The 25,252-nt window shown below is 55.7% G+C and carries 24 protein-coding genes; 16 read left to right on the forward strand and 8 right to left on the reverse strand.

Features of this window, described 5'->3' with window-relative positions:
• Positions 1-261 precede the first annotated feature (261 nt).
• The 4 genes from GOV89_RS02880 to GOV89_RS02895 all read left to right on the forward strand — a co-directional run bounded on the left by GOV89_RS02880 (position 262) and on the right by GOV89_RS02895 (position 5,919).
• A complete protein-coding gene (locus GOV89_RS02880; protein WP_171237403.1) occupies positions 262-2,136 on the forward strand; it encodes a glycosyltransferase family 2 protein in 1,875 nt (624 codons plus the stop codon).
• Between the two features lie 108 nt (positions 2,137-2,244).
• Positions 2,245-2,916: a class I SAM-dependent methyltransferase gene (locus tag GOV89_RS02885; protein ID WP_171174651.1), complete on the forward strand. Its 672-nt coding sequence runs from the start codon at positions 2,245-2,247 to the stop codon at positions 2,914-2,916.
• A 22-nt stretch (positions 2,917-2,938) separates the two neighbouring features.
• Positions 2,939-3,991, forward strand: coding sequence for a glycosyltransferase family 2 protein (locus GOV89_RS02890; RefSeq protein WP_253284423.1), 1,053 nt, complete (start codon positions 2,939-2,941; stop codon positions 3,989-3,991).
• Positions 3,992-4,017: 26 nt separating this feature from the next.
• On the forward strand, positions 4,018-5,919 hold the full coding sequence (locus GOV89_RS02895; protein WP_171237404.1) for an ATP-grasp fold amidoligase family protein: 1,902 nt from the start codon (positions 4,018-4,020) through the stop codon (positions 5,917-5,919).
• Between the two features lie 43 nt (positions 5,920-5,962).
• On the opposite strand, the gene GOV89_RS02900 is transcribed toward GOV89_RS02895, so the two are convergent.
• Positions 5,963-6,265, reverse strand: coding sequence for a DUF6476 family protein (locus tag GOV89_RS02900; protein ID WP_171174647.1), 303 nt, complete (start codon positions 6,263-6,265; stop codon positions 5,963-5,965).
• Here GOV89_RS02900 and GOV89_RS02905 point away from each other — a divergent pair.
• Both GOV89_RS02905 and rpoH read left to right on the forward strand, forming a co-directional pair.
• Positions 6,264-7,301 (forward strand): RluA family pseudouridine synthase, encoded by a 1,038-nt coding sequence (locus GOV89_RS02905; RefSeq protein ID WP_171237405.1) that lies wholly within the window; start codon positions 6,264-6,266, stop codon positions 7,299-7,301. The genes GOV89_RS02900 and GOV89_RS02905 overlap by 2 nt on opposite strands.
• A 142-nt stretch (positions 7,302-7,443) precedes the next feature.
• Positions 7,444-8,340, forward strand: coding sequence for an RNA polymerase sigma factor RpoH (rpoH, locus tag GOV89_RS02910; RefSeq protein WP_171237406.1), 897 nt, complete (start codon positions 7,444-7,446; stop codon positions 8,338-8,340).
• A gap of 44 nt (positions 8,341-8,384) precedes the next feature.
• Here rpoH and GOV89_RS02915 read toward each other — a convergent pair whose 3' ends face one another.
• Positions 8,385-9,464, reverse strand: coding sequence for a fasciclin domain-containing protein (locus GOV89_RS02915; protein ID WP_171237407.1), 1,080 nt, complete (start codon positions 9,462-9,464; stop codon positions 8,385-8,387).
• Positions 9,465-9,724: 260 nt separating this feature from the next.
• Here GOV89_RS02915 and GOV89_RS02920 point away from each other — a divergent pair, with 260 nt between their 5' ends.
• Genes GOV89_RS02920 through GOV89_RS02930 form a run of 3 tightly spaced genes read left to right on the forward strand, consistent with a single transcriptional unit; the run spans position 9,725 to position 11,916 of the window.
• The gene (locus tag GOV89_RS02920) at positions 9,725-10,699 is read left to right on the forward strand and encodes a Gfo/Idh/MocA family protein (RefSeq protein WP_171237408.1); all 975 of its coding nucleotides are present in this window, start codon (positions 9,725-9,727) and stop codon (positions 10,697-10,699) included.
• A gap of 58 nt (positions 10,700-10,757) precedes the next feature.
• The gene (locus tag GOV89_RS02925) at positions 10,758-11,027 is read left to right on the forward strand and encodes a DksA/TraR family C4-type zinc finger protein (RefSeq protein WP_171237409.1); all 270 of its coding nucleotides are present in this window, start codon (positions 10,758-10,760) and stop codon (positions 11,025-11,027) included.
• Positions 11,028-11,040: 13 nt separating this feature from the next.
• The gene (locus GOV89_RS02930) at positions 11,041-11,916 is read left to right on the forward strand and encodes a DMT family transporter (RefSeq protein ID WP_171237410.1); all 876 of its coding nucleotides are present in this window, start codon (positions 11,041-11,043) and stop codon (positions 11,914-11,916) included.
• Here GOV89_RS02930 and GOV89_RS02935 read toward each other — a convergent pair whose 3' ends face one another.
• The 3 genes from GOV89_RS02935 to GOV89_RS02945 all read right to left on the reverse strand — a co-directional run bounded on the left by GOV89_RS02935 (position 11,917) and on the right by GOV89_RS02945 (position 15,087).
• Positions 11,917-13,737, reverse strand: a complete 1,821-nt coding sequence (locus tag GOV89_RS02935; RefSeq protein WP_171174632.1) for a M3 family oligoendopeptidase — start codon at positions 13,735-13,737, stop codon at positions 11,917-11,919.
• 109 nt (positions 13,738-13,846) lie between these two features.
• Positions 13,847-14,797: an alpha/beta hydrolase gene (locus GOV89_RS02940; RefSeq protein WP_171174630.1), complete on the reverse strand. Its 951-nt coding sequence runs from the start codon at positions 14,795-14,797 to the stop codon at positions 13,847-13,849.
• Positions 14,797-15,087, reverse strand: a complete 291-nt coding sequence (locus GOV89_RS02945) for an SCP2 sterol-binding domain-containing protein (RefSeq protein WP_171174628.1) — start codon at positions 15,085-15,087, stop codon at positions 14,797-14,799. The genes GOV89_RS02940 and GOV89_RS02945 overlap by 1 nt, the downstream gene beginning before the upstream one ends.
• A 30-nt stretch (positions 15,088-15,117) precedes the next feature.
• On the opposite strand from GOV89_RS02945, the gene GOV89_RS02950 reads away from it, so the two are divergent.
• The 6 genes from GOV89_RS02950 to GOV89_RS02975 all read left to right on the forward strand — a co-directional run bounded on the left by GOV89_RS02950 (position 15,118) and on the right by GOV89_RS02975 (position 21,007).
• The gene (locus GOV89_RS02950; protein ID WP_171237411.1) at positions 15,118-15,726 is read left to right on the forward strand and encodes a tetratricopeptide repeat protein; all 609 of its coding nucleotides are present in this window, start codon (positions 15,118-15,120) and stop codon (positions 15,724-15,726) included.
• Positions 15,727-15,744: 18 nt separating this feature from the next.
• Positions 15,745-18,561, forward strand: coding sequence for a DEAD/DEAH box helicase (locus tag GOV89_RS02955; protein WP_217352129.1), 2,817 nt, complete (start codon positions 15,745-15,747; stop codon positions 18,559-18,561).
• A gap of 6 nt (positions 18,562-18,567) precedes the next feature.
• Positions 18,568-18,933, forward strand: coding sequence for an RNA-binding S4 domain-containing protein (locus GOV89_RS02960; protein ID WP_171234068.1), 366 nt, complete (start codon positions 18,568-18,570; stop codon positions 18,931-18,933).
• Positions 18,934-18,999: 66 nt separating this feature from the next.
• On the forward strand, positions 19,000-19,338 hold the full coding sequence (fdxA, locus tag GOV89_RS02965; RefSeq protein ID WP_074735041.1) for a ferredoxin FdxA: 339 nt from the start codon (positions 19,000-19,002) through the stop codon (positions 19,336-19,338).
• 283 nt (positions 19,339-19,621) lie between these two features.
• Positions 19,622-20,131 (forward strand): CarD family transcriptional regulator, encoded by a 510-nt coding sequence (locus GOV89_RS02970; RefSeq protein ID WP_171089457.1) that lies wholly within the window; start codon positions 19,622-19,624, stop codon positions 20,129-20,131.
• Between the two features lie 114 nt (positions 20,132-20,245).
• On the forward strand, positions 20,246-21,007 hold the full coding sequence (locus GOV89_RS02975) for an ion channel (RefSeq protein ID WP_171237413.1): 762 nt from the start codon (positions 20,246-20,248) through the stop codon (positions 21,005-21,007).
• Here the strand turns inward: GOV89_RS02975 and cobS are convergent.
• Positions 21,004-21,816: an adenosylcobinamide-GDP ribazoletransferase gene (gene cobS / locus GOV89_RS02980; protein ID WP_371809922.1), complete on the reverse strand. Its 813-nt coding sequence runs from the start codon at positions 21,814-21,816 to the stop codon at positions 21,004-21,006. The two genes, GOV89_RS02975 and cobS, sit on opposite strands and share 4 nt — an antisense overlap.
• 30 nt (positions 21,817-21,846) lie before the next feature.
• Between cobS and cobT the strand changes: the two genes are divergently transcribed.
• Positions 21,847-22,857 (forward strand): nicotinate-nucleotide--dimethylbenzimidazole phosphoribosyltransferase, encoded by a 1,011-nt coding sequence (cobT, locus tag GOV89_RS02985; RefSeq protein ID WP_171174616.1) that lies wholly within the window; start codon positions 21,847-21,849, stop codon positions 22,855-22,857.
• Between the two features lie 30 nt (positions 22,858-22,887).
• On the opposite strand, the gene GOV89_RS02990 is transcribed toward cobT, so the two are convergent.
• Positions 22,888-24,768 carry a monovalent cation:proton antiporter-2 (CPA2) family protein gene (locus GOV89_RS02990; RefSeq protein ID WP_171237414.1) on the reverse strand — a complete coding sequence of 627 codons (1,881 nt, stop codon included), beginning with the start codon at positions 24,766-24,768 and terminating at the stop codon, positions 22,888-22,890.
• Positions 24,769-24,788: 20 nt separating this feature from the next.
• Positions 24,789-25,244: an Lrp/AsnC family transcriptional regulator gene (locus GOV89_RS02995; protein ID WP_171091132.1), complete on the reverse strand. Its 456-nt coding sequence runs from the start codon at positions 25,242-25,244 to the stop codon at positions 24,789-24,791.
• Between the last annotated feature and the right edge of the window lie 8 nt (positions 25,245-25,252).

Consider the following 25,252-nt stretch of genomic DNA (forward strand, 5'->3'; position numbering starts at 1 on the left):
GAACCGTCAGCGCGCTTAATGCTTCGTACCCAATCAGTGTGAAGCTGTGTAAAAACTTCACTGCGCCGGGGCGGGCAGTTCTTTTCGTGCGATCTGAATGGTGGAGGCCAAGTAGATCGACGCTTGAGCGGTTTCTCTGACGCTCTTGAAAAGGGCTGTTGAGGGACGTAACAAAACCAAGCGCTTAGTTGGATCTGCGCTCGGTCGCAGCAAGCTAAATCGTACCGAGGTTTTGCGGTCAACAGTCACGGGATAATGAAAATGAGACTTGTCGTATCCACGATGAAAGACGAAGGGCCGTTTATTCTTGAGTGGATCGCTCACTATCTCTCGATCGGTTTTACGCATTTTATCGTTAACTCGAATGATTGTTCGGATGGGACGGATGCCATCCTGAAAAGGTGCGAAGAGCTTGGGTTCCTGGCGCATATTGATAATCCGGCTCCGTGGAAATTCGGACCTCAGGCATCGGCCTATGCCAACGCAATGCAACATCCCTGGTCATCCGAGGCCGAGTGGATTCTCGTGTGTGACGTGGACGAGTTTCTGGATGTCCGTATCGGGGACGGTACGCTGGACGACTTGTTTCGCGCTTTGCCACATGCTGATGGGTTTGCGGCACTGTGGCAGATGTTCGGGCACAACGGGATTGTTGAATTCGAGGACCGGTTCGTTGTTGAGCAGTTCACGCGTGCGGGCGAGCTGGGGATGGTCATGCCGCAGAATGTGCGCGCATTTAAGTCTTTGACCCGCAACAACGGGTCCTATCACGCGATCAATACACACCGCCCGCGCGGTCCTGTTCGGGGCAAGGCCGAAAATTTTGCTTGGGTGGATGGTGACGGAGATCCTCTGCCGCCTGCCATGCGTCGGCGAGGCTGGGCGTACACGACAACAGGAGCAGCCTTCGGAACCACGTTGTTCCGAATGAACCACTATGCCGTCAGATCTATCGAAAGCTATTTGATGAAACGGCTTCGAGGGGATGTGAACACAACGGCTTTTCACCCAAAGATGGAAGCGACGGGGCGGGCCTACTGGCACATGCACTGCTTTAATGTGGTCGAAGAGCGGTCGATCCTGACAAAGCTGAGCCGCCTACGTGAGTTTCACACACGTTTGTATGAAGACAACGTATTGAGAGACCTTCATGAAAACGCAGTGAAGTTTCACAAGTCCAAGATTGCCACGATCCGTGAAACAGAAGCTGCCAAGGGCTTTGTTCAGAGGTATCGGAACTTTCGCAGCGGGCAGTATCTAAAAGCTCTGGATCTTGGTGTTCTGGAAGAAGCAAATGCTTCATTTGACATTGAGATGTACAAAGACCCAGAGGTTAGTTTTGCTCAGGTCGCCAAGTGGAACCGGATTGGTCAAATGGCAATTGCCGGAAACGCCAAGTCCATGAATTATCCGTGGTTTGTTCGCCTGGATTCCCTGGAAACGCCTTTGGATTTTGAACAAGCGGCGGCAGAACATTCCAAGATCACAGATCCAAAGCAGGTCGATCTACCGTTTGATCCCAAAGATACTGATTTGTTGCCGTCGCCCGCCAAAGAAGTCAAGCGAACGGCGAAGCAACGTCAGAAATTCCTCAAGTCGATCAGCGGCAAGAAGTCTTGGGTGCTGATTGGTCAGGTCGAAACAGAAATCGTGCAGGAAATCCTGGATTTGGGAACTGTGGCGCAACTGACAATTATTGCGCCTTGGGGCTTGTCGTGGAACGGGTTTGCTTGTGTGGACACAACGCAAGACGCTGATTTGCAGGCGCTTGACCGTGCATTTTATGCATTTCTCGAGTATTTCCGCGAACCCATTCTGTCGGGAAAGCTGCGTGTATACCGGGCGATGCCAGCCTTGATGCTGAAACTGTTCGAGGATCAAAGCGTTGGCGTCGTGATCATTCGAGGCGTCCGGGCAGAGCGTGTGATGCTGCAGCTACTGAGGCGAATAGACAGGGTTTTGGCACCAGGTGGAAGCATTGCTTTTACGTCTTATAGACGCGGCAAAGGTTCGTACTCGGGCATGTCCGCAGCAATTAACAGGTTTCTTGCGGGCAACGCTGCCAGCTATAGGATCACCAGCCTGGAACCACCGTGGCTTGGGATCGACAAATTACCTCCGCTCAATAAAGAATAAGCCAAGCTTCTGGCTCTTGCGCGGCTGACATGGTAGCGATCAAAAAAAGAATAAGGCTGGATGGACGCTGTTCGGTAGTGCCCGCCGCATAAGCAGAACGAGGTTGAGATGGCAAACGAACCCCAAATCATCGGTGCCGTGCCGGGGCATAAGGAAAAGCCTAAAGCCGACAAGGTTACCAAGCGCAAGAATACCAAGGAAGCGATCCGCCGCACGTTCTTGTCGCGCCTTCCCAAAGGGGGCGTAGCAGTTGAGATCGGTGTTTGGCAGGGTGAGTTCTCTCCGACCATTTTGAAACTGCTTGAGCCCAGTCAGCTGTTTCTTATCGATCCGTGGAAACACATCGGGGAAGAGTCGCACACCACTGCGTTTGTCGGCCGAACCGAAGATGAAAAGATGGAGGCCATCTTCCAGAAGGTGGTCAAATCTTTTGAAAAAGAGATCGAAGAAGGCAAGGTTGGCATTATCCGAGACTTTTCTGTCCCTGCGCTCGAATTGTTCGATGACGAAAGCATTTCGTTTGCCTATGTCGATGGCGACCACTCCTATGAAGGCGTGACTGCCGACCTCGTGGCGCTGTTTCCCAAGATCAAGCCCGGCGGGATCATGGCCTTTGACGATTACCACCGTCGCGGATGGTGGGGTGACGGCGTGATCCGTGCGGTGAATGAGTTTCTGGGCAAACATCCACGTGCCCTGCGTATCCGGGCTATTGCCGGCGCTCAGATCGCCATCGAAAAGATTGTGCCGCAGGATGACAGTAAAGGGCAAACTGGCTAAGCGGTAGGATTGAGTGACAACGATGGTCAAGCCTGAAAAAATTCTCATCACTGCGATGAAGAACGAAGGGCCCTATATTTTGGAATGGGTCGCCCATCACAAGGTGTTGGGGTTCGACAGAATAATCGTCTACACAAATGACTGTACGGACGGCACAAACCAAATACTGCGCCGTTTACAAGACTTGGGCCATGTCGAGTTTCACAAAAATCGCGTTGGAACAGGCGGTATTCATCGTTCCGCCCTTAGGCAGGCGCGCCGTTTGCCAGTGGTGAAAAACGCCAAATGGATTCACGTGGGCGATGCGGATGAATTTCTGAATATCCACGTTGGTAATCACAAAGTTGATGATCTGATCGAAGCAACGCCCGGTGTCGACGTCATCTCGATCCCGTGGAAGATTTTTTCCAACAACGGTCGACATGTGTTGCGCGATATGCCCATCACGCAGCAGTTCTTTGATGGTGAGTTGGACTATGAACAGGGCGGGGCCGGGCGCCGATTTGTAAAATCCATGTTTCGACAGGGCGATGTGTATCTACGCTATGGATTGCACAACCCTCATCCCAGAGCCGAGTTTCAGGCGGCCGTCTTCAGGTCGGTCCCCGGTGGCCACGCAAAGGAACCGGCACCCTTCGGCAATCACGTCTCACCTCCGTTTGGTTTCGAAGTCGCGCAAATCAACCATTATGCGGTTCGGTCCACCCAGGCTTATCTGGCCAAGCGCAGCCGGGGCAGGGCGAACCACTCGTCTCAGACCCTTGGAACGGACTATTGGGATCGCTGGAACCGAGGTGGTGCGCAGGACGCAACGATCTTGCGATACAAGGATGAGGTAGACGCCGTGTTGGAAGAGTTCCGCGCAGATGACCGACTCAAACGGTTACACAGAAAATCGTTCCGTTGGCATAAGGCACTGATTAACGATCTTCTGAAGCAACCTGACTATCATGAACTGTACCAGAAACTGCTCGCCAAACCGGCTGTGGAATTCGTCAAGAAGGACCGTACTGTGCGGGAACGACTTTCAGCAGAGCCCATTCCTGTGCCCGATGAACATCGATCAGAATCCTAACAGACCCCCCCTCGGAGAATATTGAAATGGCTGCGGATCGCTCTCTGCCGACGATTGGGATGCTCTGGATGGAAGGGCGTCTGAGTTTTCTGGAACAGATGTGCATGTTGTCCTTTGTCGAACAAGGGCACAGAGTGGTTCTGTTTCACTACGGGCAGGTGGAAAACGTGCCTTCTGGTGTCGAATTGGTATCTGCCAACGAGGTGCATGAGCCGAAACAGTTCATTATGAACAATCAATTCAAAACACCTGTACCGCAATCTGACATTTTCAGACTTCAGTTGATGAAAAAGACGGACTTCCTGTGGTGTGACACGGATGTTGTGGCGCTGGCTTCGATCCCAAAAATAGATCATATCTTTGGCTATTACAACCGAGACACGATTTGCAATGCTGTGATGCGGCTGCCAGCCGACAGTCCGGCGCTAGACGCGTATATCGACTACAGCAAGGACCCGTACCCCATCCGCCCTTGGGTTGAAGGAGAAGAACGGGAAGAGCTGGAGCGCATGAAGAGTGCTGGAGAGTTGCCGCACGCTTCAGATCAGGAACACAGTGTTTACGGTCCGGGCGTTATGACCTGGTATCTGCGTCAACACGATGAGTTGAAGCATGCCAGCCCAATCCCCGTGTTTTATCCGCTACCGTTCCGTCAGGCAGGGCAAGCCAACGACATTCACGTTCGAGAATTCAGAGAGACCTATATCAAGGAAAATACTCTTGCCGTGCATTTGTGGGGCCGCCGAATGCGGTGGTGGATCGCCAATGGGATCAAACGGCATTCCTTCCTCGACAGGCGCCTGCGGAACTTAGGCATCCGCGCCAGCGATGCGCCTTTGCCGCGCCATGGCAGAAAAGGACCCAAGCCGATCGAGTTTCCGGCAAATTTGCCTGGGCTTCGCGCAACAACCGAAGATATTCGAAAGGCTACGGGTGGGGCAATGTCAACGGCCTTGCTGTCCGACCGGGAAGACTATCTGAAGGCAGCACAGGCCGAGTTGGACAAGATCACTGCTGGCAATCTCTTTGGTGTAAACGACCCACCGCCTCAGGGGTTTTTGCGAGGCTGGGATCACTACCGCAGCGATGCAGCGCGGCTGAATACGCTCGCATTGGCTATGTTCAATTTCGCCGAAAGCCATCGCCATCTACCCGATCTCTGTGACCCAAGCACATTTATGGAAAAGCTGTTGGTCATGAAGCTTTTGGGGGCTGTCCCACAAGCGTTCATCGCCGACAACGACATGGCTTTTGAAAGGCTGCCGGATCGCCTGACCGTGCCTAAGCGAGTGTGGCATGCACATGTTCCGGGCTTGCCGGACAAGCTTGAATGCGAGCCTGGGCAGTATAGCCTGAAAGGCTCAGCCAGCGCATCGCACCAGATTTCTCTGTCGCTTCCAATGGACGATGCTAAGCGTAATGAGGCGAACGCTCAGATGGCGGCGTGGCACAAGACCAAAACGCCAGAGGGTTTTTGGACCGGTGATTGGTGGCGCGTTACCAGCAAGCCATCCTATTGGATCGAACAAGATCAGAATGTTGGTGAACAGTCTGTCACTGAATGGCAGTTCTGGGTCATTGCGGGGTGCGTGACTTTGGTGCAGGTAGATCGAGACAGCGCGCGCGGACGCATTCAGATGTTACACGACCGCGACTACAATTATCTGGCGCATGAGCTTTTTTTCCCTAGCAGTTCGGATACAGAGCCGAAGCCTGCGCAATTCAATGACATGATTCAGATCGCTGAAACCCTGGCAAAAGATGTCGAATTTGCCAGAATAAAATTGTGCTTGGTCGGGGAAAAGATCTGCTTGCGCGAATTTGCTTTGTCTCCAACTGCGGGAAAGCAGAAGATACGCTCAGATGCGCTGGATCAGCAATTGGGCGCTGCATGGGTCGGAACATCTTTGTTTCCAAACGCCAGTTAGCCTGCGTTAAAAATCCAGTAGGCGGATCAAATGTTGCTCAGGCTCATTCAACAGCAATCTCTTGGCGCAGCTTTCCGGTCGTTTTGTCAAAGATCAGAACACGGTTGTCGTCCGTGACAACTGCATACCAGTTAGAGCCGATGGTCAGCGCCTGGGCCTTCGCACCGTCCGGCAACTCGATCTGATCCGGAAGGGTGGGGGTGCGGTCCGATAGGCGGATGACAATCAGGGCGAATGTCACTAGAACCCCGCCAATCATCACCGCGGTCAACAACATGACCATCCGCCGCAGCAATCGCAGCTGCGGTGTTTCCTGCGGTTCTTGGGGTTCGGAAGGGACAGTCATGGGCACCCGCCAGATTGAGTTTCAGATCGCGGCTGATCCGCCGTCACGCCTTGATAAGGCGCTTTCGAGGGATGTGCCAGACGGTGAAAACCTGTCGCGCACCAGGTTGGCGCGTCTGATCGAAGAGGGTGCGGTTCAGATCGACGGGCGCGAAGCACGTGACCCTAAGGCAAAAGTCTCGGAAGGAGCACATATTACCATCGTCGTGGCCGAGGCCGAAGACAGCCATATCGGCCCCGAAGACATCCCGCTTGAGGTTGTCTTTGAAGATGCGGACGTAATCGTTGTGAACAAGCCCGCAGGCATGGTCGTGCATCCCGCGCCGGGTTCGCCAAGCGGCACTCTGGTGAACGCGTTGCTGCACCATTGCGGGGATGATCTGTCAGGTGTTGGTGGGGTAAAACGTCCGGGCATCGTGCATCGGATCGACAAGGAAACCAGTGGCCTTTTGGTGGTGGCAAAATCGGACGCTGCACACCACGGCATGGCCGAGCAATTCGCAGCCCATAGTGTCGAACGGTATTACCGCGCCGTGTGCTACGGAGTGCCGGACGCAAACGATCCACGTTTGCGCGGTGTCAAAGGCGTCAGTTTCGAACCCGGCAACATCATGCGCGTGACCACGCAGCTTGCGCGGCACAAGACAGACCGTCAGAGGCAGGCGGTTCTGTTTCACGGGGGGCGCCACGCAGTAACGCGTGCACGGGTTGTTGAGAGTTTTGGTACACCCGCAGGGCTGGCCTTGATCGAATGCTGGCTGGAAACCGGACGCACCCATCAGATCCGTGTGCATATGGCTCATGCAGGGCATGGGCTGGTCGGAGACCCAGTTTACGGCGGCAAGCGCAAGCTGTCTGCCAAGGCGTTTTCGCTTTCGGCTGCTGAATCTGTCCGCGATTTCCCGCGTCAGGCCCTTCATGCAGCGGTTTTGGGCTTCGAACACCCGGTGACCGGCGAAAACCTGCGGTTCGAGGCTGACCTGCCGCAAGATATGAAATCCCTGATTGCAGGGCTGCGCAAACCAGTGTCACAATAAGCAAAGTCCCGTGAGAAAGAGTTTCTTATCTTCCCTTAACAGAAGTTTAATTTCAGACTGATAACAGCACCTCTTGAATAGGCAGGGTTCCTTACCCATATCCTATGTTAAAGACTTAAACATTTGTCGGAGGGACATCATAATGGCAAACTACGCAAATCTCCCCGCACCGACGCCCGAGGGCGGCCTGAATCGCTATATGCAGGAAATCCGCAAGTTTCCCCTGCTGGAGCCGGAAGAAGAATACATGCTGGCCAAGCGCTGGGTCGAAGAGCAGGACACCGAATCCGCGCATAAGATGGTGACATCTCACCTGCGTCTGGCGGCCAAGATCGCTATGGGCTATCGCGGCTATGGCCTGCCTCAGGCCGAAGTGATTTCCGAGGCAAATGTGGGCCTGATGCAAGCGGTCAAACGGTTTGATCCTGAAAAAGGCTTCAGGCTGGCGACCTATGCCATGTGGTGGATTCGCGCCTCGATTCAGGAATATATCCTGCGGTCGTGGTCGTTGGTAAAGCTGGGTACAACCTCGGCTCAGAAAAAGCTGTTCTTCAACCTGCGCAAGGCCAAGGCCCGTATCGGCGCTTTGGAGGAAGGCGACCTGCGTCCTGAAAACGTCAAGCAGATCGCCAATGATCTGGGTGTGACCGAAGAGGAAGTCATCAGCATGAACCGCCGTATGTCCGGTGGGGATGCCTCGCTGAACGCGACCGTTGGGTCCGAAGGCGAGGGCACGATGCAATGGCAGGATTGGCTGGAAGATGAAGATGCCGATCAGGCGGGTGACTATGAGGCGCGCGATGAATTGGAAGCCCGCCGCGAGTTGCTGACCGCAGCACTGGATGTTCTGAACGATCGGGAAAAGGACATCCTGACCCAGCGCCGGTTGATGGATCAGCCGGTGACACTGGAAGAGCTGAGCACGCAGTACAACGTCAGCCGCGAACGTATCCGTCAGATCGAGGTGCGCGCGTTTGAAAAACTGCAAAAGAAAATGCGGGATTTGGCCCGTGAAAAAGGCATGCTGGCAACCAGCTGACCGAAAAACCAGCCCGCAATCTCTGCGGGCTGGTTTGTTTCGCTTCAAACGAAAACAAAATCGTCTTCAGAGAGCTGACCTGGGCGAACACCAGTCAGTACGATGCTGTCGCCATCGTCCAATTCAATCTCTGTGCGCAAGAACCCACCAGAGATGTCGTCTTCGATATCTTCATAGCTGGTAATCCCGTCATATCCGGACAGATCAATCTTGTCTTTGCCAGCGCGAAAATCGAGGATCAAGTCGTCCCCACCTCCGTTCTCCATGACGAAAGTATCCTTGCCGCGTCCGCCGATCAGGATGTCATCGCCAGCACCGCCATCGATCAGGTCAGCGCCGCGACCTCCGTAGATTTTATCGTGGCCATCATCGCCGCGCAAAATATCCTTGCCGCGCCCGCCAAAAACGATGTCATTCCCGTCGCCGCCAAGGGCTACGTCATTGCCTTTACCCGCTTTGATAACATCGCGACCACCACCGCCATGGATGTAATCCTGACCCTTCCCGGTGAAAATGAACTCGTCAGTGTCATCACCCAGAATGAAATCGGTATTTTTCTGACCCAGTATGCTTGATACCGATACCGGAAGCAGCACGCCGTCCAGCACGTGAATGATCCCATTGGACGCATCCACGTCAAATGCAACCAGGTTTGGGTCAGTAATAGCAGCGTCCGCATCAACCAAGCTCGGTGGTGACGTTTCCAGGTTCAGTTCAAGAGATGATCCCAGAAGGGTGTTAATCTCAGCACCGTTACCCAGCGCAACCACGGCGTCTTTGGTGAATTCTCCGTCAACCACATGGTACTTGAGGATATCGGTCAGCAAGGGCAAAGGATCTCCGCCACCAAGAAGCGTGAGTGCCTTGACGATAAAATTCAGCGCTTCCGCCTCGTCATCGCCCGTGAAGCCAAGGGTTTGGGCCAAATTTATGAACGCTGAATTCTTTGGTGCGAAGACCGTCAAATCCACTTCAGGGCTATCCAATGTTTCGACCAGCCCTGCTGCAATCGCTGCTTCACGCAATATGTCAAAGTCATCCGGGTTGTCGTCAAAGGTGCCCGGCGCGCCGCTGTTCAGGACAATCCCGGTTATGGTTTGCTGATCCTTGGTTGTCGTCTGCATATCCGTCGTTTTTGGTTTCTCCCACCCAATTGGTTACGTCTGATCAAGACAAGCGGCAGACCTAATTGCGCTGCACACCTGTCGATATGTTTGCTACGGGGCAGACACGGAAACGGATCAGGAAAAGTGAATAAGTGGCGGCGGGCCAGCTTGTATGCTACGGGAAAGGCGTGCTTTATTTCGATGACATTTTGAAAGCGTCACATCGTGTATTGTTGCGATGATCGAACAAATTGGCGTGGACAAATAGGGAGGGCGCGATGCAAAAACCTGTTCAGTTTGGCGTTTTGGGGGCCGCGAAATTTGCGCGGGAATATATGGCGCCAGCGATCCATTCCGCCAACGGCGCGCAGTTGGCGGCCCTGGCGACCTCTGATACGGCAAAGGCGGATCCTTTTCTGTCTTTTTGCCCTGACCTCCAAGTTCACAACAGTTACGACGCGTTGTTGGCGGACCCAGGGATAGACGCAATCTACATCCCTCTGCCCAATCATTTGCACGTCGAATGGAGCCTGAAGGCCCTTGACGCTGGCAAGCATGTGCTATGCGAAAAGCCGATGACTATGCGCGCAGATGAGTTTGACGCGTTGATCGCCAAGCGCGACCAAACCGGCCTGCTTGCGGCCGAAGCTTACATGATCGTGCATCACCCCCAATGGCAATTGGCCCGTGATCTGATTGTGGATGGGGCCATCGGGAATTTGGTGCATGTGACCGGTGCGTTCAGTTTTGACAATCGGGCGGATACCGGGAACATCCGTAACCGCGCTGAAACCGGCGGCGGCGGTCTGCGGGATATCGGCGTCTATGTGATCGGCGGTGCACGCTTTGCCACCAGGGAAGAGCCCGTGTCCGTACAATCTGCAATCCGTTGGCAGGATGACATCGATGTCTTTACGGAAATCCGGGCCCAGTTCCCGGGGTTCACCTATTCCGCCTACGTATCCATTCGCGCGCACCCTCATCAGGAAATGGTGTTCCACGGCGAGCAGGGCCTGATCCGCCTGACAACCCCTTTCAATGCCCGAGTGTTCGGCGAGGCACGAGTCGAGCTGCACCGTCCAGGGCTAGAGGTTCAGATCACCCGTTTCCCAGGAGCGGATCACTACAAACTACAGGTCGAAGCGTTCTGCCGTTCGGTCCGCGAAGGACTGGACTATCCCTGTCCACTGGAGTTTTCGCGCGGCACGCAAGAGATGATCGACCGCGTATTTGACGGCGCAGAGCCGCTGTAACTTGCTAAGCGACGGCGGGACCAGCTATCGTATCCTCCTGTGTTTCAGGAGGTGAGTCATGGCCGGAGGTTGGGCGCGTGACGGCGCGGTAAGCGAACAGATCGAAGCGTCGATTTCGGATGAGCTGGCGCGGATGCAGGCACAAAAGCGGCCTGTGGGGGAAAGCCGGACACATTGTGCGGAATGCGAAGAACCCATTCCCGAAAAGCGACGCATCGCACTGCCGGGCGTCAAACTTTGCCTCGATTGCCAGCAAGAACGCGATGGCGCGTTCAAATTGAGGGGTGGAGTGAATCGTCGAGGTTCGAAAGACAGTCAGTTGAAGTAATCGGAACAAAGCGATGCTCAGCCCCAAACTGACGCAAAATGGTCTGGTTCTGGGGTTCCTGGCAGCGTTCCTTTGGGGCACGCACAGCGTTATTGTACGTTATCTCACCAGCGATCTGGGCGGGCTGCAAATCGCTGTAACACGTCTGTTTGTCGCCGCTCTGGCGATCTATTGCATGTTACGTGTGATGCGGGTTTCAGTATCGATTAAGTTGGGCGATTGGAACTTTCGGCTCGCAGTCTTGTCGACGGTGATCAACTACATCCTATTCCATGTTGGCCTTGAATACACAGGCGCGGCAAGTGCCATGGTATTGGAGAATACTGCTCCGTTCTTTGTTCTGATTTTCTTGTATTTCTTTTCCGACACGCAGGTGACACGTGCAGATGTCTTTGCCACGGCGCTGGCAATTCTGGGTGTTTTCCTAACAGTTTACCGGGATTTTCAGGGCGGCGGAGACCCTTTTTATGGCGATCTTCTGGAAATCGGAGCCGGGCTAAGCTGGGCAGTGTTTCTAGTTTCCAGCAGCCGTGCAATGCGCAGCTCAAAATCAACAGAAGAGCGGTTGAACTTCCTTTTCGGTATTTTCCTGTGCGCGGGCGTGCTGTTGCTGCCGTTGGCAGCTTTTTTGTTTAAGCTGCCAACAGCCAACGACGTCTTGTTTTTGACCTTGTTAGGCGTCCTGCCTACCGCATTGGCCTATTACCTTTGGTATGAGGCGGCCGCTCGGGTTTCAACCTTGACAGCCACGTTGATGTTCGCGGCGTCCGTCGTATTTACTTTCATCAACTCAGCCTTGTTTTTGGGGGCCACAATCACTCCAATTGCGGCCCTTGGGGCTGTTTTGATTATCCTGGCCATATTCCTTACAACCAAGAACCAAAAATGATCAGCCTTCCATCGCCTCCAGCTCGTCAATAAAGCCAGAAATCATCGACAGGCCCTTGTCCCAGAACTTCGGGTCGCTCGCGTCCAATCCGAATGGGGCCAGCAGTTCCTTGTGATGCTTCGATCCGCCCGCGCGCAACATTTCGAAATACTTGTCTTCGAACCCGTCCGCTCCGCTTTCGTAAACCGAATAAAGCGCGTTCACGAGGCCATCACCGAAGGCGTAGGCGTAGACATAGAAGGGTGAGTGGACAAAATGCGGGATGTAGGCCCAGAAGGTCTCGTACCCGTCCATGAATTCAAATGCCGGGCCAAGGCTTTCGGCCTGAACGCTCATCCACAATGCGTTGATGTCATCCGGGGTCAGTTCGCCTTCGCGACGGGCCGCATGTAGCTTGCATTCAAAATCGTAGAATGCAATCTGGCGGACCACGGTGTTGATCATGTCCTCAACTTTACCGGCCAGCAGCACCTTGCGCTGTTCCGGGGTTTCGGCTTGATCCAGCATCTTGCGGAAGGTCAGCATTTCGCCAAAGACCGAGGCTGTTTCAGCCAGCGTTAGCGGGGTAGAGGACAGCATCTCACCCTGATCGGCGGCCAGCACCTGATGCACGCCATGGCCCAGCTCATGCGCCAGGGTCATCACATCACGTGGTTTGCCCAGATAGTTGAGCATCACATAGGGGTGGACATCAGTGACTGTCGGGTGCGCAAAAGCACCTGGCGCTTTGCCAGGCTTCACCGCCGCGTCGATCCAGCCCTTTGAGAAGAACGGCGATGCGATCTCGCCCATGCGTGGGTCGAAGGCATTGTAAGCGTCCATGACGGTCTTTTCGGCTTCGTCCCAATTGACGACGCGTGTGTCTTCCATGGGCAAGGGCGCGTTGCGGTCCCAGACCTGCATCACATCCAGACCGAGCCATTTGCGCTTCAGCTCATAATAACGGTGGCTCAGCTTGGGGTAGGCGGCCACAACTGCCTCGCGCAGCGCTTCGACCACTTCGGGCTCTACATCGTTTGACAAGTGACGCCCGGTCTGCGCGGTGGGCATTTTACGCCAGCGGTCGACGATTTCCTTTTCCTTGGCCTGTGTGTTGTGAACACGGGCAAAGGTTTTGATGTTGTCCTGAAACACCGATGCCAGTTCCCGCGCAGCCGCTTCGCGCTTAGAGCGATCCTGCTCGGTCAACAGGTTCAGGGTGCCTTCGATATTCAGCTCTTCGCCGTCAACGTCAAAGGTCAGTCCAGCTATGGTTTCATCAAACAGACGTTCCCACGCATCACCTACAACGCCCAGATCGTGCAGGAATTTTTCCAGCTCATCGGACAGCTGGTAAGGCTTCATCGCTCTGATGCGGCGGAAAACGGGCTCGTAGCGTGCCAAATCGGCATTGGCGTCGAAATGAGCCTTTAGCACATCGTCGTCGATACGGTTGAGTTCCAGAGTGAAAAAAACCAGCGGCGTGGTGAAAATCGTGATTTTTTCCTGCATGTCTGACAGGAACTTGGCGCGCTCGGAATCCGTGGTCAGTTGATAATAGCGCAGACCAGCAAAGGACATGATGCGTCCGGCAATGGAATTGATCTTTTCATTGCGCTGTACACAATTCAGCAAGCCGGCTGCGTCCAGCTCGGCCAGTTTGCCTTCGTAATCCGCGGCAAAGGCGCCGCATTCGCCTTCCAGCCAGCCCAGGTCACGCTCAAGCTCGGGCGCTTCTTCCGAGGTGTAGAGATCGCTCAGATCCCATTCCGGAAGGTTACCAAGGTTGTCGGCACCGCCCATTGCGTTTGCGTCACGGACGGGAAAGGGAAGGTCGCGCATGGATCACCTTTTGTAGATATCTTTTGCAAACATCTAGGGCCGGCGCGACCGGATCACAAGCGGACAGTCCTTTGAGTGGGCAAAGGGGCCGATCTTTTCAGCCCACGGCCTAGCCGGTTGGGTTGGACTGAAAATGCGCGGCCAGCTGATCCAGAACCGGACCGCGCACTTCCAGTGCCTCCATCAACACTTCATGCTCGCCATCCGGGATTTCGACAAGCGTGCCGTTTGGCCAGTTTTCCATACGTGTGCGTATCGCCTTGCGGTCGACGATCTGTTCGTGGCTGCCCAGAAAGGTCAGGCAAGGTGTGTCTGGGGCGGGGTGTTCCATCAGCCAGGTGCATTCGTCCAGCGACTCGCGCAGCCAAAGGTTTGAAGGCGCACCAAGCGCCAGTTCGGGATGGGCCTTTAGTTGATCCTGCATCATCTTAAACATCGCCGCATCGCGGGTCAGCATGTTGCCTTCAAACGGTTGCGACAGGACATAGCTTTCCAGGGTTGTGGTCGGAGGTGTCTTTTCACCAAGACCAAGCGCCGTACCCCAATAGGCTGTCACACGACTGAGGGGTTTCATAACCGGGGTGAAGAAAATACCCCACATCGGTCCGGTGAAAGCACAGGCGGCAAAGCACTTCTGCTCTATCACGGCGCGTAACCCAATAGCACCGCCCATTGAGTGTCCGATCACATGCCAGGGTTTCGGCAGATCCAGCGCACGGGCAAGATCTAGCGTCGCCTGAACGTCATGCTGGTAGTCTGTAAACTGATCGACATGGCCAATACGAGGGTTGTCCAGCAAACGGTCCGCCAGGCCCTGACCGCGCCAATCAACCGCCAGCATGGCAAAGCCGCGTTGGATGAACTCGGCTGCGGTGCTTCCGTATTTCTCGATATATTCGGTTCGACCGGGAAACATCAGCACCGTGCCATGCGCATCGCCTTCGGGTCGCCAATGACCCACACGGATTCGAATCTGGTCAGAAGTCATCAGCCAGTGGGCGCTCCCACCGGCGGGACCGCCGGCCACGTCTTCAAAAAAAGGGGCCGGCGTCAATTCCATCAGGCCAACACCGATGCGAGTTTCATAGCAACGCCCATGTCGCCATCAATGGTCAGCTTGCCCGACATGAACGCACCCGTAGGGTTCAGCTCACCGCTGAGGATTTGCTCGAACGTTTCGGCGTCAGCGCTCATTGTAACGTCCGCATCATCGTCACTGACGCGCGCGCCGTCTGCGTCCAACACGATTGCGCCCAGATCGGCGATAGCAAACTTGGCCGAGGCGTCGAATGCGCCGCCTTCCAGTTTTTCATTCAGCGCGGCTGCCGCCTTTTCAAGAATCTCGCTCATGCTTTTCCTCATTTTGTTAGTGCGCCGTGAATGGACATCCCCGGTCGCAACGCTACACTGACGATTGTTATGAGCATTGCAATCCACAATCTCAAAGGTACCGTTGCGGCACTTGTTGTCCTAGTCACGTTTTCCACCAGTTGCTTCTCGCAACAGGCGGATTTGCGGGATGAAGACGCGCTGCTGCAGCAACTGGCCCAATCCACGCCCGAACAGGCTATGGCTCTGGATCGGCAGTTGCAGGCGCTGTGGGCACAGTCCGGTTCAGCTTCGGCGGATCTGTTGTTGGAACGAGGGCGCGAAGCGCTTGAAAACGGAGATGTAGACGCCGCACTGGATCATCTGACAGCGTTGACAGATCACGCACCCGAATTTGCGGAAGGCTGGCATGTACGTGCCTCGGCATTTTTTGGAATTGAACGGTTCGGAATGGCGGCTGCTGATTTGGAGCACGCATTGACCCTCAACCCCAACCATTATGAGGCAATATACGGGCTGGGTTTGATCTTTGAGATTATCGGAGAGCCTCAGAAAGCCTATGACGCGTATTCGCGGGCCTTGGCTATACATCCCCATCATGAAGAAGTAACCAATGCGGTGAATCGACTGAAGCCTCAGGTTGAAGGCGCAGCGCTGTAAGGTCTGGGGCAGGGGGCAATGGTGAGCGGGTCATCCCGAGTAGTGGCCGTATTGGGCCCGACAAACACAGGTAAAACCCACTACGCAATCGAACGGATGCTGGGATACCGCACCGGCGTGATTGGTTTGCCGCTGCGTCTGCTGGCGCGCGAAGTCTATGATAAGATCGTTGCCATTCGTGGCCCGTCGGTTGTGGCCTTGGTAACGGGTGAAGAGCGCATCGTGCCGCCGCGCACCCAGTATTGGGTCTGCACGGTCGAGGCCATGCCTGAAGGCATGGGGGCAGATTTCGTTGCGATCGACGAAATCCAACTTTGTGCCGATCCCGAACGCGGCCACGTCTTTACAGATCGTCTGCTGCGATCCCGTGGCACGAACGAGACGCTTTTCCTAGGCTCTGACACTATGCGCGGCCCCATCGCGGCGCTTGTTCCCGAAGTGCAATTCGTAAGGCGCGAACGGATGTCTCAACTGGTCTATTCTGGGTCAAAGAAGATCAGCCGGATGCCTGCACGCAGCGCCATTGTCGGATTTTCGGTCGACAATGTTTATGCCATCGCGGAATTGCTGCGCCGTCAGAAAGGGGGGGCGGCCGTTGTAATGGGGGCGCTCAGCCCACGAACGCGGAATGCTCAGGTTGACCTCTATCAAAACGGCGAAGTCGATTATCTGGTTGCCACCGACGCCATTGGGATGGGGCTGAACCTGGATGTGAATCATGTCGCGTTTTCATCTCTGACCAAATTTGATGGCCGCCGGATGCGCCCACTGGCCCCGAATGAACTGGCGCAGATTGCGGGCCGGGCCGGTCGCGGGATGTCTGATGGCACCTTTGGTGTGACGGGCGAGGCCCCGCCGCTGGACGAAGGTGTGGCGCAGGCCATCATGGACAGCCGCTTTACGCCGATGAAAAAGCTGAACTGGCGGAATGCCGCCTTGCGGTTCGGCTCCATCGACGCGCTGATCACTTCGCTTGAGGTCAGCCCAAATGATGAGCATCTGATCAAAGCGCGCCCTGCGGATGACCTGAACGCGCTCAAATCTCTTTCGCAAGTGACCGAGGTCGTAGCCCGCGCCAGCGATCCGCAATCCATCCGTTTGTTGTGGGACGTGTGCCGAATCCCCGATTTTCGCGGCATCAGCCACGCAGAACACGCCAGCTTGCTTGAAGTGATCTATGGTCACCTGCACGAGCGCGGATCGATCCCGGATGATTTTATGGCGCGGCAGATTCGCCGTATCGACCAGACCCAGGGTGACATTGATACGTTGTCCAAAAGGTTGGCATATATTCGCACTTGGACATATGTTGCGCAACGAAACGGCTGGGTCCGAGACGAATCGCATTGGCGTGACGAAACACGCACTGTAGAAGACAGACTGTCAGACGCGTTGCATGATCGTTTGACTCAAAGATTTGTGGACCGGCGTACATCTGTTTTGCTGCGCCGGCTCAAACAGAAGGAGGCCCTTTTGGCCGAAGTAAATGACAAGGGTGAAGTGACCGTCGAAGGCGAATTCGTCGGTCGTCTGGAAGGGTTCCGGTTTACACCGGACAAAAGCGCGCAAGGGACCGAGGCGAAAGCTTTGAAATCGGCTTCTTTGCAAGCACTCGCGCCGCAATTCCATCTGCGCGCCGATCGCTTCTACAATGCGCCCGATACCGAAATTGATTTCACGGATCAGGGTGGCCTGATGTGGGGCGAATATGCCGTCGGCAAGCTGGTTGCCGGGGCAGAGCCTCTCAAGCCGATGGTCGAAGTTTTTGTGGATGAGGCCGCAGGGCCGGATGTCGAACAGAAAGTGCAGCGCCGGTTGCAGCACTTCATCGACCGCAAGGTCGCTGCGCTTTTCGAGCCGCTGCTGAACCTGTCGCGTGACGAAGAGTTGAGCGGTCTGGCGAAGGGCTTTGCGTTCCGCATGGTCGAGGCGCTGGGCGTTCTGCCGCGCGGGCAAGTCGCGCAAGAGGTCAAGGATCTGGATCAGGATGCCCGCGGCGCGCTGCGCAAGCACGGTATCCGCTTTGGCCAGTTCACGATTTTCATGCCGCTGCTGCTGAAACCAGCACCTACGCGTCTGCGTCTGGTGTTGTGGGCGTTGTCCAGCGGTTTGCAGGAATTCCCCGAAGCGCCGCCTCCGGGTCTGGTCACTGTACCTGTCGCCAAGGATGCGCCGCAGGGCTATGACACCATGTGTGGTTACCGTGATGCGGGCGAGCGTTCGATCCGGATCGATATGCTGGAACGTCTGGCTGATATGCTGCGCGCCGAAGACAGCCGGGGCGGGTTCGAAGCCAAGCCCGACATGCTGTCGATCACGGGCATGACGTTGGAACAATTCGCGGACCTGATGCAGGGCTTGGGCTACAAGGCCGAACGCGGTGAGCGTGAAAAGGTGAAAGCGGTTGCCTCTGAGCAACCTGCGGCGGAAGCGGTGGAACAGCCTGTCGCTGAAGATTCTGCGGCACCTGAGGCTACGTCGGAAGAAGCCGCCGCACCCGCCGAGGCGTCAGCCGAGGCCACAACAAGCACCGAGGCGGCAGCCGAGGCACCAGCGCCTGACGCCGCACCGGATGAGCCCGAGGTTGAGGTTTTCTATACCTTCACCTGGGGCCGTCAACGCCAGCAAAACCGTGGCCCGCGCCGCGAGCAGGGGCAGGGCAAAGGCAAGCCCCGTGGCAAACCCCAGGACGGTCGCGGCAAGCCGCACGGCAAGAAGGGCGGCAAACCTCAGGGTGCCAAGACCTTCTCGTCACGGCCTCCGAAAAAGGAAAAGGCCATTGATCCCGACAACCCATTCGCTGCGGCGCTTATGGGTTTGAAAGACGGCAACTGACACAAGATGGCCGAGGCCAAGCTGCGGATCGACAAATGGTTGTGGCAGGCGCGGTTCTTCAAGACCCGTAGCCTGGCAGCCAAGCAGGTCAGTGGCGGCCATGTCCGATTGAACGGAAACCGGGTGCTCAAACCGGCGCAAGCCGTGGCACCCGGAGACGTTCTGACCTTTCCCCAGGGCCGTATCGTGCGGGTTGTGCGCGTGGAAAAACTGGGCGAACGCCGCGGTCCGGCCCCCGAGGCGCAAACGCTGTACTTCGATATGACGGAAAAACAGGACGTGCCTCCTAAAAATCCGGGGTTCGAAGGAAAAGGTCGTCCAACCAAGAAGGATCGGCGCGCTCTTGATCTTTCTCGCACAGAAGATCGCTGATCCCATCTTGAAGAGCGGGCCAGACTGAATTAGCTAGTCGAACGAACCGCAAACGGGAATCCGCTCATGACCTATGTTGTCACCGAAAACTGTATCGCCTGCAAATACACAGACTGCGTCGAAGTGTGCCCGGTGGACTGTTTCTATGAAGGTGAGAATACATTGGTTATTCACCCGGACGAATGCATCGACTGTGGTGTTTGTGAACCGGAATGCCCGGCAGACGCAATCCGCCCGGATACTGAGCCGGGAATGGAGCAATGGGTTGAGTTCAATCGCAAGTTCTCGGAACAGTGGCCGGTGATTGTTACAAAGAAAGACCCGCTTCCCGACGCTGAAGAGCGCGACGGTGAAGAGGGTAAGATGGAGAAGTATTTCTCTGAAGCACCCGGCGAAGGCGGCTAAGCGATTCGCGAAGAAAGCGCACGGCACAGCGCGAAGATCTTGAAATAAAGCATTGTGCGCGCAGGTAATTCGAATATTTTCCTTTGGGTAAACTTTCGGGTGTCGTATTTTTGTGATATACTCAGTTTTCATATGATGACCGAGATTGGGATGCGCTCCGTAAGTATGCTCGCTTTGGAGTACTGAATTTATGACAGAAACGCCGCCTGACGGGGCTGAGACAGTCCCGGCACGTGGTGCTTTTGTTGTCTGTGTCCCGGTCCGTAAGCAAGGAAAAAACTGAATGACAAAGTCGAAAAAGCTTGAGTTCCGCCCCAACGACTATGTTGTCTATCCCGCCCATGGCGTGGGTCAGATCATCTCGATTGAGGAGCAGGAAGTTGCGGGTTTCTCGCTCGAGCTGTTCGTCATCTCATTTGAGAAAGACAAAATGACACTGCGGGTGCCGACCAACAAAGCAACCGAATCCGGTTTGCGGTCGCTCAGCTCGCCAGATGTCATCAGCCAGGCGATGAAGACATTGAAGGGCAAGGCCAAGGTAAAACGCGCCATGTGGTCCCGCCGCGCCCAGGAATATGAACAGAAAATCAACTCGGGCGACCTTATCTCGATTGCCGAAGTTGTTCGCGATTTGCATCGCACCGACGATCAACGCGAGCAGAGCTATTCCGAGCGTCAGCTTTACGAAGCTGCTCTGGAACGCCTGACACGTGAGGTTGCAGCTGTTTCCGGTGCTGGCGAAGTTTCGGCCGCCAAGCAGGTAGACGAAGTCCTGACCTCGCGCGCCGCCTGATTGCAAGAGAATTGTGATTAAGGCCGCTCTAATTGGGGCGGCCTTTTTCGTGGCTTGGTGATTTGCACAACTGTCGTTAATTTCACTGTGTATGCAGCATGATACAGGGTGGATATGAAGCAGACGGTGAAATACCTGTATATCGGGCACGACCCGATTTCGGTCTGGTTTCGTTATGGTCTGATCCTTTTCGATATTGTGTCGATCATCTTCTTTGTCGCCACCGCTCATTTTCCTCAGGGGTCGGGCGTCACGGTCGCAAGCCTGCTGATTGGCTTTGTGATTTTTTTGGATTTCTCAGCGCGGCTTTGGATCGCCAAGGACCGTTGGAAGCTGCTGCGCCAGATTTACACGCTGGCGGATATCGTTGTTATCGTCTCTCTGGTGCTTGATCCGTTCCTGACGGGTAACCTTGCGTTTTTGCGGATTCTACGCGCCTTGCGGTTGATCCATTCCTACCACCTGCTGCGGGACTTACGACGCGACAGCAATTTCTTCCGCACCCACGAAGACGCGGTGATCGCCGCCATCAACCTGATGGTTTTTGTCTTCGCAACTTCGACCGCCGTTCTGGTGTTCTTTATTCCCGCAGATTCGCAAACGCCCTATATTGACGCACTCTATTTCACCATGGCGACCCTTACGACCACCGGGTTCGGCGATATCACCTTGCCTACGCCAGGGGGTAAGCTGTTCTCGGTTTTTATCATGGTGGTGGGTGTGGCGCTTTTTGTCCGGTTGGCGCAGGCGATTTTCATGCCTCAAAAGGTTCGCCACAAATGCCCAAGCTGTGGCTTATTCCGACATGACCCGGACGCTGTGCATTGCAAACACTGCGGCGGCACCTTGCGCATCGAAACCGGGGGTGCGTCTTAAACCAGCGCGGCGCAGACCAGCAGAAAGGTTATCTCGGACACCAATTGTGTGGCCCCAAGAATATCGCCGGTCTGGCCACCGATCTTTTTCTTGGCGACAACGGCCAGGGCGGCTGCGCTGGCTGCCGCAAAACCCATCGCAGGTATTGCATCCACACCTATGAGCAGAAGGGCGAGTGCTACCGCCAGAACAAGTGCAGCGATGACGGAAATCGTCTGCGGTTTTCCTACAGAATGGCTCAGGCCCGATGTGCGGGCATGAGGTAATCCAGCCATCACCGCAGGCATCAACGCTCGCGAGACAATGCTGGCTGCTAAAACTGCGCCCACCGCACCAGCCGTCAGCAAAGCAGCGATAGCCGATATTCGCACCAGTTGAGACACGATCAGGGCAAGCACGCCGAAAGTCCCAATATGACTGTCCTTCATGATCTCCAACCGGCGGTCGCGGGTGAACCCGCCCCACAGGCCGTCGAACGTGTCCGCCAGGCCATCCTCGTGCATCGCCCCGGTTGTTGCGATCAGCGTGGCCAGTAAAAGACCGGCCGCCGCCAGAACAGGTAAACCCAGCGCCAGCGCGCCCCAGCCCACAAGGCATGCGAGTCCTGCAACCAGCAGACCGACAATCGGAAAGGCCCAGGTTGCCTGAGCTTGCCGAGAAAACACTGGATCCGGCAAACGCGGCAGGGGCAGGCGGGTGAGAAGGACCAGCGCCAGCCGAATATCCCGCAGAGAAAAGGGTTTCGTGTCGTTTTTATGCACGCCCGTGCCTTTCGGGGTCTTGTCGGTTTCGGTGCTTCGGTTAAACACACTGCACCACTCTGATGCAATGAGGCTTTCATGTTGCCTGAACTGAATGATTTGAATGCGTTCCGTGCTGCACTAGCTGCAGCTCCGGGTCCGGATGCCGCTGCGGTGCATGGCGCGGGTGAGCGTAACGGACAACTGACTAAACCGCCCGGCGCGTTGGGTCGGCTTGAGGATTTGGCGATCTGGTATGCGGGTTGGCGTGGGGATGCCCGCCCGCAAATTACCGCACCACAGGTCATCGTCTTTGCCGGAAATCATGGTGTTACGGCACAGGGCGTATCGGCCTTTCCGCCGGAAGTGACCGTCCAGATGGTTATGAACTTTGAACATGGCGGCGCGGCGATCAATCAGCTGGCCAAGGCAGCAGGCGCGACAATGAATGTGCATGCACTTGAGCTGGACAGACCCACTGTGGACTTCACCCAGGCCCCGGCCATGAGCGAAGAAGATCTGCTGAGTGCCTTGCGTACCGGTTGGCAGGCCGTTGATCCGAAGGCCGATCTGCTGGTTGTGGGCGAGATGGGTATTGGCAACACCACTCCAGCAGCGGCTATCGCCTGCGCACTGTTTGGTGGGGATGCCGAGGATTGGACCGGGCGTGGCACCGGTGTCGACGATGCAGGGCTGGCCAATAAAACCCGTGTCGTAGCAGAGGGCGTCGCGAAACATGCGTCAGAAGATGGCCTGGAGATTCTGCGCTGCCTTGGAGGGCGTGAGATTGCCGCGATGGCCGGGGCGATTGCCGCCGCGCGCGTGTTGCGCATTCCGGTCATTCTGGATGGTTTCATCTGCTCTGCTGCTGCGGCGTGCCTTTGGAAGCTGTCGCCTAGCGCGCTGGATCACGCTGTCGCGGGGCACCAAAGCGCGGAAGCGGCACATGGTGCCGTATTGTCTCGGCTGGGCAAAGACCCGCTGTTAAGCCTTGGTCTTCGGCTGGGCGAAGGATCTGGCGGGGCATTGGCGATCAACATCCTCAAAAGCGCCGTGGCCTGCCATTCAGGTATGGCCACCTTTGCCGAGGCTGGGGTATCCGACGGGTAATGACTTGCCTGACCCAATCGGGGTTTTGGGTCAGGCAGATTTCTTGGCGTGTTCTTCCGCCAGTTCGAGCAGCGCAGTTTCCAGATCCTTTTCCAGTTTCTGAGCGCGCTCGATGTATTTCTTGTTTTCGGCTGTTGGCAGGCCAGGAACCCACAATTCAGCCAAATCACGAACAGACGTCCTGTCGTGGTGGTAAAAGGTCTGTTCAGCTTGCGCGGCCTCATACTCACTCAGCCCTATATTCTCCAGTACATAACGGCCTGCGCGCAACGAGCTGTCGAACAGTTCGCGCACGATGTCGTTGGCACCAGCTTGGTACAGCTCGTACACGTGGGTCCGGTCTCGGGCGCGGGCGATGATGTGCAGGTCAGGGCGCTGTCGTCTGGCATAACTGACTAGTCGCGTGACTTGCTTGTGGTCATCCATCGCCGCCACGAGGACCGAGGCTTTTTCCAACCCCGCAGCGCGCAACAGTTCAGGACGCGTCGGATCGCCCAAAAAGCCTTTTACACCAAACCGGCGCATCAGCTGGACGGTTTCGATATCATGGTCCAGAACCACCGTTTTAAAGCCGCTGGCCCGCACCAGCCGGTTCACGATCTGACCAAACCGGCCAATGCCAGCAATGATCACTGGGCCTTTTTCGTCGATCTCATCAGGTTCAGGCTCTTTGGACGTATCGCTTATTTTTCGGGACAGAAGGTCATAGATGATGAACAGAAGCGGGGTGATCAGCATCGTCAGGGCAATGATCATCAGCAGTTTCTGTGACAGGTCAGGCGGGATAACGTTCTGCTGCGTCGAAAAGGCCAGCAGAACGAAACCAAATTCACCGGCTTGTGCCAACCCCAATGTGAACAGCCAATGATCTCGGCCTCGCAGCTTAAAGGCTCTACCGACCAGAAACAGGATGATGCCTTTTGCAAGGATCACAAGCAGTGCCAAGCCGATCAGGTCAAGCGGGTCATCGAAGAAATAGGCAACGTCGATCCCGGCCCCAACCGTGATAAAGAACAGCCCAAGAAACAGCCCTTTGAACGGTTCAAGGTCGCTTTCCATTTCATGGCGAAACTCTGAGCTGGCCAGCACGACACCCGCCAGAAACGCGCCTAAAGCGGGCGACAGCCCAACAAGCGTCATCAGGAAAGAAATACCGACCACAATCATAAGCGCCAGAGCGGTGTACATTTCGCGCAGGCGCGTCGCGTGTATAAATCGAAAGAGAGGTCGGGTAAGATAGACGCCTGCCAAAATGACAAAAGCAATTGCGCCAATCGTGACCAGTGTGACAGCCCAGCCCGGCAATCCTTCAACCAAGGACAGACTGTGATGACCCGCGTCATGCAGATCACCCGCCCCCCGATCAATCGAACCGTCTGCTTCGATGTGAGGCATCGCAGGTAGGGCGAGCAACGGAAGCATGGCCAATATTGGAATGACTGCGATGTCTTGCGTCAAAAGCACCGAAAACGTCGCGCGACCACCATTTGTCTGCATCAGACCTTTTTCAGACAAGGTCTGAAGGACGATAGCGGTCGACGACAGCGACAGGGTCAACCCAACGGCCAACGCAACGGACCACGGGTGGTTTGCATACATCGCCACCGCAGCAATCACCGCGGTCGAAAGTAAGACCTGTAGCCCCCCAAGACCCAACAATCGGTCGCGCATGTCCCAAAGGGCACGAGGTTCAAGCTCCAGCCCGATCAGGAACAGCATCATCACAACACCAAACTCGGCGACATGTTGAAGGTTTTCCGTTTCGGCCCCGACCAGCCCCAGCATCGGTCCAATGATAATCCCGGCGGCCAAATAGCCCAGCACCGACCCAAGCCCCAGCCTTGCGGACAGAGGCACCGCAATCACAGCCGCAGCCAGATAGATCGAAGCCTGGTATAGAAAATCGTCCATGAGTCTCCTCGTGAGCCCGTTCAGGTGGGCAGCGGGGCGTCGCGTTTTAGTTGGTCCATGACTATCTGGCTTTGGACACGGGCAACAGCAGGATGCGGCAGGATGACCTGATGGAGCAAGCTGTTGAGGGCGGAAAGATCGTCGCAATAGACGTGCAGCAGGTAATCTGCCTCTCCTGTCATCGTCCAGGCGCTGGTAATTTCGGGGCGGGTATCGACCATGCGGGCAAAGCTCTGGGATTGTTCGGGGCCATGTGTACCCAGATGAACCTGAACAAAGCCTTGAACCTGCAAGCCAAGTTTCAGCGGATCGAGCCGGGCGGCATAACCTGTTATATAGCCCTCGGCCTCAAGCCGTTGTCGGCGTCGACCTGCCTGGCTGGGTGAGAGATTCAGCATTTCACCCAGTTGGTGCGCGGTCAGATGTGCGTCCTTTTGCAAGGCAGATAGAAGACGTTTGTCAGTAGCATCCAGCACGTGCGGAG

It is taken from the genome of Ruegeria sp. HKCCA5763 (assembly GCF_013034545.1).
In the GTDB taxonomy this organism is placed as follows: Bacteria; Pseudomonadota; Alphaproteobacteria; order Rhodobacterales; family Rhodobacteraceae; genus Ruegeria.

Coding starts and splice junctions, on each gene's coding strand:
- GOV89_RS02880 (WP_171237403.1), top strand. CDS start 262: ATGAGACTTGTCGTATCCACGATGAAAGACGAAGGGCCGTTTATTCTT.
- GOV89_RS02935 (WP_171174632.1), bottom strand. CDS start 13,737: ATGCGCGACCTTCCCTTTCCCGTCCGTGACGCAAACGCAATGGGCGGT.
- GOV89_RS02955 (WP_217352129.1), top strand. CDS start 15,745: ATGGTGAGCGGGTCATCCCGAGTAGTGGCCGTATTGGGCCCGACAAAC.
- rpoH (WP_171237406.1), top strand. CDS start 7,444: ATGGCAAACTACGCAAATCTCCCCGCACCGACGCCCGAGGGCGGCCTG.
- GOV89_RS02905 (WP_171237405.1), top strand. CDS start 6,264: ATGGGCACCCGCCAGATTGAGTTTCAGATCGCGGCTGATCCGCCGTCA.
- fdxA (WP_074735041.1), top strand. CDS start 19,000: ATGACCTATGTTGTCACCGAAAACTGTATCGCCTGCAAATACACAGAC.
- GOV89_RS02900 (WP_171174647.1), bottom strand. CDS start 6,265: ATGACTGTCCCTTCCGAACCCCAAGAACCGCAGGAAACACCGCAGCTG.
- GOV89_RS02930 (WP_171237410.1), top strand. CDS start 11,041: ATGCTCAGCCCCAAACTGACGCAAAATGGTCTGGTTCTGGGGTTCCTG.
- cobT (WP_171174616.1), top strand. CDS start 21,847: ATGTTGCCTGAACTGAATGATTTGAATGCGTTCCGTGCTGCACTAGCT.
- GOV89_RS02925 (WP_171237409.1), top strand. CDS start 10,758: ATGGCCGGAGGTTGGGCGCGTGACGGCGCGGTAAGCGAACAGATCGAA.
- GOV89_RS02915 (WP_171237407.1), bottom strand. CDS start 9,464: ATGCAGACGACAACCAAGGATCAGCAAACCATAACCGGGATTGTCCTG.
- GOV89_RS02895 (WP_171237404.1), top strand. CDS start 4,018: ATGGCTGCGGATCGCTCTCTGCCGACGATTGGGATGCTCTGGATGGAA.
- GOV89_RS02960 (WP_171234068.1), top strand. CDS start 18,568: ATGGCCGAGGCCAAGCTGCGGATCGACAAATGGTTGTGGCAGGCGCGG.
- GOV89_RS02950 (WP_171237411.1), top strand. CDS start 15,118: ATGGACATCCCCGGTCGCAACGCTACACTGACGATTGTTATGAGCATT.
- GOV89_RS02885 (WP_171174651.1), top strand. CDS start 2,245: ATGGCAAACGAACCCCAAATCATCGGTGCCGTGCCGGGGCATAAGGAA.
- GOV89_RS02890 (WP_253284423.1), top strand. CDS start 2,939: ATGGTCAAGCCTGAAAAAATTCTCATCACTGCGATGAAGAACGAAGGG.
- GOV89_RS02970 (WP_171089457.1), top strand. CDS start 19,622: ATGACAAAGTCGAAAAAGCTTGAGTTCCGCCCCAACGACTATGTTGTC.
- GOV89_RS02990 (WP_171237414.1), bottom strand. CDS start 24,768: ATGGACGATTTTCTATACCAGGCTTCGATCTATCTGGCTGCGGCTGTG.
- GOV89_RS02945 (WP_171174628.1), bottom strand. CDS start 15,087: ATGAGCGAGATTCTTGAAAAGGCGGCAGCCGCGCTGAATGAAAAACTG.
- GOV89_RS02940 (WP_171174630.1), bottom strand. CDS start 14,797: ATGGAATTGACGCCGGCCCCTTTTTTTGAAGACGTGGCCGGCGGTCCC.
- GOV89_RS02920 (WP_171237408.1), top strand. CDS start 9,725: ATGCAAAAACCTGTTCAGTTTGGCGTTTTGGGGGCCGCGAAATTTGCG.
- GOV89_RS02975 (WP_171237413.1), top strand. CDS start 20,246: ATGAAGCAGACGGTGAAATACCTGTATATCGGGCACGACCCGATTTCG.